The 10,418-nt window shown below is 72.2% G+C and carries 9 protein-coding genes; all 9 read left to right on the top strand.

The annotated features are described in order from the left end of the window. The first annotated feature begins 3 nt into the window (after nt 1–3). Nucleotides 4–375: a hypothetical protein gene (locus tag ACZ7M7_RS43400; protein ID WP_472127233.1), complete on the top strand. Its 372-nt coding sequence runs from the start codon at nt 4–6 to the stop codon at nt 373–375. After that, complete coding sequence (locus ACZ7M7_RS43395; RefSeq protein ID WP_472127231.1) at nt 363–2,003, top strand: hypothetical protein; 1,641 nt, start codon at nt 363–365, stop codon at nt 2,001–2,003. The genes ACZ7M7_RS43400 and ACZ7M7_RS43395 overlap by 13 nt, the downstream gene beginning before the upstream one ends. Next, the gene (locus tag ACZ7M7_RS43390; protein WP_472127229.1) at nt 2,003–2,314 is read left to right on the top strand and encodes a hypothetical protein; all 312 of its coding nucleotides are present in this window, start codon (nt 2,003–2,005) and stop codon (nt 2,312–2,314) included. Before ACZ7M7_RS43395 ends, ACZ7M7_RS43390 begins: the two co-directional genes overlap by 1 nt. Nucleotides 2,315–2,340: 26 nt before the next feature. Next, on the top strand, nt 2,341–2,730 hold the full coding sequence (locus tag ACZ7M7_RS43385) for a GPW/gp25 family protein (RefSeq protein WP_472127228.1): 390 nt from the start codon (nt 2,341–2,343) through the stop codon (nt 2,728–2,730). Further along, complete coding sequence (locus ACZ7M7_RS43380) at nt 2,727–4,037, top strand: baseplate J/gp47 family protein (RefSeq protein WP_472127226.1); 1,311 nt, start codon at nt 2,727–2,729, stop codon at nt 4,035–4,037. The genes ACZ7M7_RS43385 and ACZ7M7_RS43380 overlap by 4 nt, the downstream gene beginning before the upstream one ends. Then, the gene (locus ACZ7M7_RS43375) at nt 4,034–8,014 is read left to right on the top strand and encodes a LamG-like jellyroll fold domain-containing protein (RefSeq protein WP_472127225.1); all 3,981 of its coding nucleotides are present in this window, start codon (nt 4,034–4,036) and stop codon (nt 8,012–8,014) included. The genes ACZ7M7_RS43380 and ACZ7M7_RS43375 overlap by 4 nt, the downstream gene beginning before the upstream one ends. After that, a complete protein-coding gene (locus ACZ7M7_RS43370; protein ID WP_472127223.1) occupies nt 8,014–8,640 on the top strand; it encodes a hypothetical protein in 627 nt (208 codons plus the stop codon). The genes ACZ7M7_RS43375 and ACZ7M7_RS43370 overlap by 1 nt, the downstream gene beginning before the upstream one ends. A 43-nt stretch (nt 8,641–8,683) precedes the next feature. After that, nucleotides 8,684–9,721 carry a hypothetical protein gene (locus ACZ7M7_RS43365; RefSeq protein WP_472127222.1) on the top strand — a complete coding sequence of 346 codons (1,038 nt, stop codon included), beginning with the start codon at nt 8,684–8,686 and terminating at the stop codon, nt 9,719–9,721. A gap of 520 nt (nt 9,722–10,241) precedes the next feature. After that, nucleotides 10,242–10,418, top strand: a 177-nt coding sequence (locus ACZ7M7_RS43360) for a transposase (protein ID WP_472127283.1), incomplete at its 3' end; no start/stop codon positions are given.

Here is a 10,418-nt window from a genome sequence, read left to right as displayed (position 1 = left end):
GGCGTGTGCGACGACTACCTCCAGCTGCCGATCGACGCAGACGAAGGCTTCCCGCAGTCCTTCCGGCTCGCGCTCGGCGACCGCGTCTACCGGATCGAGGCGTACGTGACTGTCGTGGACGACGCCCTGCTCGACTCCCCCGACCCGCTCGAACTGCCGCAGGACGGAGCCTTCCTCGTGATCGGAGTACAGCGTGAGGGCGCCGGCGGGGCGGTGCCGCTGCTGCGCCGCAAGGTGGTGCCGGGCCTGGAGTACGAGGTCGGCGGGCTGGCGCTGGTGTTCACCTCGGTCAGGGTGCATCCGCGCAACCTCAACGGCGCGGGCGCGCACGGCTCGCGGATCGTGGGAGGGGTGGCCCCGCGATGGGTTTCGTGATCTGGTACCGCGTGGCCTTCCTGGACGCGGAGAACGCGGCACCGTCGCTGCGTGTGTCGAACGACGCCGTCAGCGGCGAGTTCGCCGTCGAAGCGGACGTCACCGTCACCTCATGGAGCGGGCCGCACGCCGAACAGTTCACGGTCGTGCTGTACGACCTCCCCTTGGAGCACGGCGAACGGTTGGCGCTCCGGCACCGCCGGTCCGCCTCGGCCGGCCCCCTCCTCGTCGACATCCGGCTCGGCTATCTCGACCGGCCCGACCAGCACTCCGCGCCCGTGCTGCTGGGTGCGGTGACGTCGGTGCGGGCCCGGGTGTCGGACGACGGCGAACTGCTCACCGAGGTGCACGGGCAGGGACTCGCCGGCCACCGCCTGCTGCGCAAGCCGTTCCACTTCGGCAGGTCGGGCGACACGCCCCTTGCCGAACTCGCCCTGAGCATCGGCGAGCGGGCCGGGGTCACCGTGGTGGACGGCGGCGTGACCGGCACGCGCCCCGACCCCGCCGTACGTACCACGACGTCGCTGTCCGCGCTGGGCGAGGTCGCCGCCGCCGCGGGAGTCGACCTGGTCGTCCGGGACGCAAGGGCGCTGCTGGGTACCGCCGTTGCCGACGGGCCCCCGGTGCTGCTCGAGCCCGGGACCAATATCGTCCGGCAGGGCAGGACGGACGACGAGCCCGACTCCGCGGCGGGGGCGGTGCGGGGGCATCAGCTGACCGTGCTGGGCGACCCGGCGCTGCGCGCGGGAGGCACGGTGCTCCTCGCGTCGGCAGGGGCTCCCGAGCCGGTCCCGCTGCGGCTGGCGTATGTGCGGCATCGCTTCGGCAAGGACTCCGGGTACGTCTGCGATCTGGTGGCCGCGCCCGAGTTGCCGGGCGCGGACGGCCGGCGGACCGGGGCGGCCGGGGTCGGTGACCTGTTCCGCGGGATGGTCCGTACGACGCTCGCCGACCGTCCGGCCGTGGACATCGGGGACGTCGTCGCCACCCGCCCGGGATCCGACGATCCCGGACAGCGAGCGACCCTCGCCTACGGTCAGCCGCCCGCCTCGGACGCGTCCGCGCCGGTGGTGGACGACCCGCTGCAGGACGACCCGCCGCATCTGCACGACCGCCCGGTCGCGGCCCCGTTCGCCTGGGACCGCTGCGGGCTCGTCGTGCCCGTCTACCCGGGCATGCGGGCCGTGCTAGCGCACAATCGGGGAGCAGTGGACGACGCCGTGGTCTCCGGGTTCGTCTGGTCGGGTGCGGCGGGCCACCGTCCGCCCGCCGCCGAGCAGGGCGACTACTGGCTGTGCCTGCCCACGGAGGTCCGTGACGGCCGGCCGGCGGGCAAGGGCGTCAACGACCTGACGGACAGCATGGGTCGGCGGGTGCTCCAGGCGCGCGGCCTGTCCATCATGGTCGCCGAACAGCAGCTCCCGGAGGTCGGGAGCCGCCCCGAGGTTCCGGACGAGCTGACCCTGGTCATCAGCCATGAGAAGGGCACGACGATCACCGTCGCGGCCGACGGCGCGGTGAACGTCACCACCGCCGGCAAGGACATCGTCCTCGGCAACGGCCAGGCGTCCATCACCCTCTCCGGATCCCGGATCACGCTGCACGCGCAGTCCGTGGAGGTGACGTGATGCCCAAGGTGCTCAACTCCTCGGCGCAGCTCATGTGCCAGCACGGCGGCACGCTGCTCGTGACCGCCTCGCAGCAGCGGCTGACGGCCGGCGGCGCACCGGTCCTGGTGGTCGGCGATCTGCTCGCCGCGACGGTCCTGTGTCTTGCCGCTCCCAAGCCGTGCGCCAAGGTGATGTCAGTGACCGGGGGCACGTCCACGGCGCTGCGGGTGGCCGGTTCACCCGTCGTCCTGGACACCGTGCAGGGAACCACGGACCAGGGCAAATTCCAGGTCGTCTCAACAGGACAGCGACTGCTGGACGCCCGGTGACCACGACGAACGGAGGGGGAGGGCCCATGACGCTGGGAACGGATCTCGAGGTCCACGCCGGGGACCTCGTGTTCGACGGCCGAGACCTGGTCCTGATCACCGGCCTCGACGCCCTCGCGCAGTCCCTGCGGAACCGGGTCCTGACACCCCTGGGCAGCGACCGGTACGACACCCGCTACGGCCTGGACGTGCGCGCCCTGTTCACCGGGCCGCCCGCGTCGGCCGGCGCCGCGCGGGACGTGCTGCGGCTGAACCTGGTGCGGGCCGTCGGCACCGACCCGCGCGTGCGGGAGGTGAGCGACGTGCTGGTCCGGCCCGCGGCCGAGGCGGGGCGCCGCGACGCCTGGGCCGCGGAGGTACGGCTGGTCACCGTGGACGGCACGGCGACGGCGCTCGGCGTCGAGGTGGGGCCGTGACCGCTTACGGCGTCACGGAGGGCGGGTTCGTCCCCAAGCCCTTCGACGAGATCCTCGGGGACGCCATCGGCCGTGCCCGCGCCGTGTTCGGCCCGGACGCCGATCTGTCGGCCTCCGGCGTGCTCGGCAAGATCCTCCAGATCACCGCGGACGAGGACGCGTTGCTGTGGGGCCGCCTGGAAGACCTCTACTACAGCTCCTTCGTCTCCACCGCGACCGGCGCCGATCTGGACCGGCTCGGCGAGGACCTCGGTATTCCCCGCCCCTTCGCGTCGGCACGCGGCGTGGTGCGCCTCACCGTCGACCAGCCGTTGCCGGACCGCGCCTACACCCTGCCGCAAGGCACGGTGCTGCTCACCGGCTCCGCGCCGGTCCTCACCTTCCGCACGGACGACGTCGTACGGCTCGGCGCCGACCGGCCGGTGGTGGACGTCCCGGCCGTCGCCGATCTGCCCGGCCCGTCCGGCGATGTCGCTGCCGCGGCGATCACCACCGTCGATCAGCTCTATGCCGTCAAGATCGCCGGGGTACTGCCGCCGACGTCGATCGCCGTGACGAACCAGGCGCCCTTCACCGGCGGAGACTTGACCGTCGACGACACCGCCTACCGGGCTCTGCTCCTCGGGACGCCGCGCACGATGTGGACGCGCGAGGCGGTGAAAGCGGCCGTGCTGCGGGTGCGGGGAGTTTTGGACGTGCTGCTGTCGGACCCGCTGGGCGGGGTGGACGTGACGCAGAGTCACTTCGGCCTGTTCGCCTTCGACCAGCGGGTCTTCCTCGGCGAACGTCGCTTCGGGGAGCCGTACTTCTTCGACGTCGTGGTGGCTCACGACGCCGCCCTGCCCTGGCGGACCGACGGTCCGGTGCGCGGTGTGCGGGAGCGGGTGGCGGACGAGGTGGAGCGGCTGCGGCCGGTCGGCGTCCATCCTCGGATCGTGCCGGCCGACCACATCGAGATCGGGGTGCGGGCCCGGGTCACGATCGACGCCGGTCAGGATCCCCAGGTGCTGCGGGCGGCGCTGACCCAGCGGCTCGCAGCGGACATCGGCCGCCACCGGCTGGGCGAGGCCGTGCTGTTCTCGCAGGTCATGCGGGCGTTCACCGAGCAGCCCGGCGTGCTCGACGTGCAGGACCTGCGGCTGCGCCGCAATCCGCCGGCCTTCGGGCGGCTCACCCTCGGCGCCGTGCCCTTCCAGAGCGAGGTGGTGGAGGTCGGGGTCGGGGAGAACCTCGCGCTCGGGCCGACCGAGATCGCGGTGTTCCGGGTGGACGGCGAACTCCTGGACATGGAGGTGACCGCCCGATGAGCTCTGCGCGGCAACGCCTCGTCGCGGCCGACACACGCATGGCCGCGCATCTGACGACGCCCTTCGCGCGCGGCGCCGACCGGTGGGAGTTGGTCTTCCGGGCCGGCGCCACGCCCGGCCGGGCGGAGTTCGAGCCGTACGCCTTCACGGAACACAGCGCGGCCTTCGGCACCGATCCGGTACCCCGCTACGTCGTGCGCGCCCTCGCCCCGGTGCCCGGGGCCCGTACCCTCACCATCGCCTACGACATCGGCGCGATGAGCCGCACTGTGCTGGTGGGCCTGCCGGACGGGGTACTGCCGGGCGGGTCGTTCCTGGTCCCGCTGCCCGAGGACGCCCGTGCCGCCGCCCGGCTGACCACCCTCAGTGTGGATCCGCCGCTCGCCGGAGCCACCGTCGCCGACGCGTGGACGGTCACCGCGCTGCTGGGCGATCTGGCCGCACTGTGCTGGGTGCTGGGCGCGGAGCGCGACCTCCTGGCGGCCCACGCCCGGTTGTTGCGGGGGATCCGCACGGTCGGGCGGGCGAGTGGCGTCACTCTGGACCGCATCGGCGGCGACCTCAGCGTGCCGAGGTTCCCTCCCCTGCCGCACGGTGACGAGCCCGGCACCATCGCCCTGTACCACCTCGACGAGCCGCTCGGCAGCGACCGCGTCGCCGACGCGGCGGCGCTGTACGGCGGAACGGGGCTTCACGGAACCGTGTCGGGCGCGGTGCTCGGGGTTCCAGGCCGCTTCGGCACGGGGGCCGGATTCGGCGATCTCCCCGCCGAGATCAGGATCGCCCATCATCCGGACCTAACGCTGCCGGCCGGGGCGAGCCTGACCGTGGAGTGCTTGATCCGGCCCGATTCCGGCACCTGGGAGGGGGCCGTCCTGTCGAAGCACGCCGACCTGTCGTCCCCGGCCAAGGCGGGCTGGGCGCTGTCGGTGGGCGGCTTCGGCCGGGGCATCGACCGCAACGTCCGCTTTCTGGTCGCCGACGGCACACGGCAGGTCGTGCTGTTCGCCGACCTCTCCTTGGCGACCGGCCGCTTCCAGCACCTCGCTGGGGTCGTCGACCGGGCCGCCGGGCAGGCGCGACTGCACGTCGACGGGGTGATGCGCGGCGTCGCGCCGCTCGGTGCCCTGACCTCACTCACCACAACGGCACCACTGCGCATCGGCCGCTCCGACACCGCGCCGTCCGCCGTGTGGCACGGCTCCGTCGACGAAGTGCGGATCTGCGACAGGGCTCTCACCTCGTTCCACCCGGTGCTCGGCGAGAGCGACGCGAGCTACCGTCGCCGCCTGACGGTCTTCCGCCGGTGGACGCTGCCCACTCCGGAGGGTCTGCAGACCGCGGTGAACACGGCGGCCGGCCCGGTGCTGGGCGTTTTGGAACCCTTCACCGTCGAGGACGCCGATCCGGCCGCGGCGAGCGGCTCGCTGCCGATCACGGTCACCGTGGAGCACGTGCCGACCGGCAGTTCGGTCGACGCGCTCGGCCGACGAGGCCACCCCGAGAGCGAGGCATCCGGCTCCGTCGCGGACGACCGTAACTTCGATACGTCCGTGCTGGTCACCGTCCCCGCCTCGCCCCGCGTGTCCTTCCCGGGCTCCCCCGGCACGCCGCCGCGTATGCGGGTCGGCACCCGGCGGGCCCTCCTCGCGCTGCTCGACCGGCTTTCGGCGGAGGGGGCCACAGGCGCGCTCCGGGTCCGTTCCGGCCACGACCCGGCGGCCGGCGATCTACGGGCAGTGGGCCGGGCGCTGACGCTCGATCACGACAGTGTGCCGGCGGCCCGTCTCGCGGCTATGGCACAGCAGGCGGGTTTCAGTTGGGTGCGCAATCTGGGCCACGTCTATGCATCGGTCGCCTCGACTGATGCATACGACATCCTGCTCGTCCCCAGGAGTTCGGCCGCTGCCCAGCGGCACTGCGCGGACACTGTGGTGGCGGAGACCGCCGACGTCACGCTCGATCCGCGCCCACATCCGGGTGCCACCGTGCGCTGGTCCGTGGTCCGCACCGGAGAGGGCAGAGGGGACTTCCTCGACGCTTCGGGAGCCCCGGTCAACGGGCCCTGGACCGGCCCCTCCGCCGCGATGCGGGCCGGTCACCCGGGCCGCCTGCTGCTCCAGGCCGACGTCCGCATGGGCTCACGGACTTTCACCGCCGCGCGCCCCGTAGAGATCGGCGTGGCGTCCCTGGCGGCGGACCGCTCGATCGCGGCGGACGGTGGGCTGGACACCCCGGAGCCGGTTCTGGCCGCCCTGTCCGACCCACGCGTCGCGCCCTCCCAGCTGGTCACCATGGACGACTCCCGGCTCACGGTCACGGACGTGGCGTCCCGCCGTATGCATCCCGCTCTGGCGGACGCCCTGTCAGCCTGGCTGGAGACCCTTGCAGCCGAAGGAGCCACCGGACGGCCCCGGTTGACCTCGGGGTGGCGGCCCGACGGCAGCGGCCTGGAGACCATCGGACGGGCTGTCACCGTCGAACGCGGGAGCTGCTCCGTCGCCCTGGACCGGATGGGCGCCCTGGCGCACGCCGCCGGTCTCGGCCATGTGGCGCACACCGGATCCGCCTTGCGCATCGCCCACCTGACGGGCGATCCGGTGCGGGTGGAGGGTCCCGCCGTCGTGCCGGAGAACGGGACGGCCGTCTTCCGGGTCCGCCCGCGGGCACTGCCGTGCGCGGCGGCGACAGCGGGCGCGCGGCTCGTGGTCGCGAACCCGGGCACGGACACCGTCTCCGTGCTCGGGCCCGGCGGCGCCGTCGAGAAGGCGGTCAAGTCCGGCTGGCGTCCGGTCGACGTCGCCGTGTCGCCGGACGCCACCACCGCCTACAGCGCGGACCGTTCGGGCACGACGCTCACGGTCCTGTCCCTCGGCCCGGACCCCGCAGCCGAGTCGGTCCGCGCCACGGTGTCCCTGCCCGCCGAACCGGTGGCGCTGGCGCACAGCCCCACGGCGCCTCTGGTCGTCGTAGCGCTGACCGACCGGCTGGCTCTGTCCGACGGTACGGCTCTTGTCGGTTCCGTCCCGCTGCCCGCGCCGCCTGTCGCCCTGGCGCTCTCGCCCGACGGGACGACGGCCTGGCTGGCGCTCGCGGACGCGACCCTCGTCGGCGCGTCCCTGCCCGGCCTCGCCCTCTTTGCCACGGTCGGGCTGCCGGGCCCACCCGCGGGCATCGCGGTCAAGGGCGGCCGTGTCTACGTCACCGTCCCCGGCAACAGGGCACTGTGCGTTCACAATCCGGCCACCGGAGACCTGACGAGGGTGCCCGGAGTCGGCTCCACGCCGACGGCCGTCGTCGGCGACCCCACGGGCCCGGGCCTCTACATCGCCGACCCCTCCGCGGCCCGCGTCCTGCGCCGGGCGGCCGACGGTTCAGCGCCCCCGACGGGCGCGTCGGTGAGCTGTGTCGGCACGCCTGTGGCGCTCGCGACCGGAGCCGCGCACGTCTACGTGGTGACCCGGGCGGACGACACACGCGGAGGCGCCGACGCCGTCGGCGTGCTCGACCCGGCGGCTCCCCACACCGGCATCAGCGCCTACTGGTCGCTGGGCACAGGAGCCGGTGAGCGACTGCGCTGGACCCTGCGCCCGCTCGCGGACGCCGAGGCCCGGCTGGATGCGTTGGGCACCCCGGCCGTCCTGCTCCGGCCAAGCCGCCCAGGGCCACTGCTCCTCACCGCCGACCACCACACCGCGGACCGCGCTCCCTTCCGACTGCGCATCGAACTCCATCCGCACCTGCGTCAGGCGGAAGCGGCGGGCACGCCCGTCGTCGTCCGCAAGGACCAGTACGACCTCGTCATGAACGTCCTCAACGAACTGCACCCGATCGGCGTCGAGATCGACACCCGCACACTGCGGGCGCATGTCGTGGAGCTGCGGGCCGGACTCCTGGACGTGTTTCCCGCCTACACCTATCCCACCTACCGCCAGCGGGTCCGCCCGCGGAGCCGGACCTCACAGGAAGGTGAGTGATGGCCTTCTCCATCTCCTTTCAACGCCTGTTCCACCACAAGCCCTGGACCGACGCCGTCGACCAGGTGTCGGCCGGCGGGGACAACGGCTTCAACATCCGCTTCCAGATGCTCGAGGCCGACCTGGACACGATCGGCGCCCGCTTCGACGACGTCACCAACAGTCTCAACTCCCTGGCTCAGGGGGTGGAGTTGGAACGCGCGGTGAACGTGGCGCCCGTCCTCACCTCGGTCGGCACGCCGGGCTGGGACGTCTCCAGCCCCGGTACCGCCCGTAAGCAGGCCGGGGCCGCGAGCGCCTCAGGCGCCGTGCCGGTGGCCCTGCCGCCCGGGGGGCGGATCGCCGCATTCCGGGCCCTCGGCAACAACACCGGGGCTGGGGTGCTGCGGCTGGACCTGATGCGCCAGGACCTCGACGGCCAAGGCCAGATGCCGATCGTGCGGATCCTCGTGCGGGGGCAGGCGGCCGACCGCCTCTTCGACGAGTCCAAGAGCCCCTCCGGAGGCGGCGGCATCGACGTGATCGACGCCGAGTCCTCGTACTTCGTACTCGCCCGCCTCGACGGTGCGGTCGCCGCGGACAACGTCTTCCTCACCGGCTTCCAAATCCTGTACCGCGCACGCTGACCGGCCGCCTCCGTCAGCGCGCCCACACCCGAAAGGACCTGCCATGGCCTGTCTCAACCCGACCACCAAAACACAGGGGCTGCTCCTCGCGTACGGACCCGGCGACACCGGCGTCCGCCCTCCCATCCCGTCGGGCGTGCCTCTGTGGCTTTGCCCCGACATCCGACTGGCCACCGTAGGCGACGCGCCGGGGCTGATCGCTGACCCGGCGAGCTGGGAGGCACGCCCGTGGAACCGGCGGGCGACCGTGGGAGACGACTACTACTTCCTGGTGAGGGTGCGCAACACCGACCCGGAGCGGGAGCGGCACTTCCTCAACTTCCAAGCCTGGGTCTGCGAGTTCACTGCCGGCGGGGTCGGGCCGGGAGGGTCGGTTCTTCCCGGTTTCACCGGCGCCTCGGCCGCCACCCTGCCCCCGCACTCCGATCCCACCGACCCACAGCCCATGCAGGTGGTCCAGAGCAGCGGCCTGTGGTCCCCCACCATCGAGCAGATGGCCACGAACGGCGGCCATGTCTGTCTCGGCGTCAACGTCTTCGCCGAGGCGGATTTCGACTCCACACCGAGCACCCCTCAGGACGGCGGCCCCCTCGTCGGCAACTACCTCGACCCGTCCTGCGACCGCCGCCACGGCCAGGGCAACATGACCATCGTGCCCAAGCCGGTCGGCATCCGGGCCGACGTCCCGATCATGCTCATGGTCCCGGTCACCGACCGCTGCCCCCTCCAGGCCCGGATCACCCTGCGTCCCGTGAAGTTGGACGACGGAAAGGGACGCCCCCAGCGCGTCCCCGAGCTCGAACAGGCCGCTGAGGAGCATGGGATCCCGTACCTCACCCTGCCCGGGGGCACGCCTTTCGACCGGGTGGGCATCGGGCGTGACGCGGAGTCGGCAGGCAGGACACTGACCGCCCGGCTGAACCCCGGTGACCGCCTCGACCTCAACCTCGCCTTCGACGGCTGGCCTCAGGAGAAGCCCGGCGATGTCTACGCCGTCGACGTGCTGACCACCGACACGGTGGCGAAACAGCGCTACGGCGCCGCACGCACCTACGTCCTGGTCACCGACCGTCGATACTGAGCCTCTTTCATCCTGCCCCGCAGGGGAAACGACCCGGTGGGCGGGGGCGTGACAGGGCAGGGCCCCTCGTCGTTGGCGTGGTGATCTCACTCATCACACCGGCAACCGAGGGGCCCTGTTGGTTCCGTATGCTTCCATGCTCGACGTCCCGTACGAGCTGGTCGAGCGTGTCTCCTGGCTCGTCTTGTCAGCCACGACATCACGCCAACAGAGTGAGTAACCACGCACGGCGTGGTCGAACTGAGCCTGCCTCCCCACCGGTTCGACTCCTGTTCGCTGTCGGAGGCATCCTGGAGCAGTTGCCTGATGTCCTCCGGTCGTGGCAACGGGTTCGTAGGGCCTGGCGTGAGGCGGTATCCGATGATGACCGGCCCGTTCCGTGAAGCACAGCGCATCGACGTGTTCCGCCGCTTCTCACCAACACCGGGCCCATCAGATGCGTGGGCAGTAACTGATCGTTTCAGAATGAAGTTCGCTGTGGGGCTTGGCAGTTGGGTGTTGTGTCGGCAGGATCTGTCATGTGTCCGCTGATCTTGTGCCTGATGACCTGTGGGAACGAGTGGCTCCGCTGTTACCTGCTCGTCCGCCCAGACGGCATCGGTATCCCGGGCGGTTGCCGGCGGATGACCGCGCTGCGCTGAGAGGCATCGTTTACGTGCTGTGCAAGAGCGTGAGCTGGCGGGATGTTCCGGCTGAA

It is taken from the genome of Streptomyces sp. NPDC111606, assembly GCF_055656945.1.
This window is presented reverse-complemented; position numbering and strand designations above follow the sequence as displayed.

Coding starts and splice junctions, on each gene's coding strand:
- ACZ7M7_RS43395 (WP_472127231.1), top strand. CDS start 363: ATGGGTTTCGTGATCTGGTACCGCGTGGCCTTCCTGGACGCGGAGAAC.
- ACZ7M7_RS43390 (WP_472127229.1), top strand. CDS start 2,003: ATGCCCAAGGTGCTCAACTCCTCGGCGCAGCTCATGTGCCAGCACGGC.
- ACZ7M7_RS43385 (WP_472127228.1), top strand. CDS start 2,341: ATGACGCTGGGAACGGATCTCGAGGTCCACGCCGGGGACCTCGTGTTC.
- ACZ7M7_RS43375 (WP_472127225.1), top strand. CDS start 4,034: ATGAGCTCTGCGCGGCAACGCCTCGTCGCGGCCGACACACGCATGGCC.
- ACZ7M7_RS43370 (WP_472127223.1), top strand. CDS start 8,014: ATGGCCTTCTCCATCTCCTTTCAACGCCTGTTCCACCACAAGCCCTGG.
- ACZ7M7_RS43365 (WP_472127222.1), top strand. CDS start 8,684: ATGGCCTGTCTCAACCCGACCACCAAAACACAGGGGCTGCTCCTCGCG.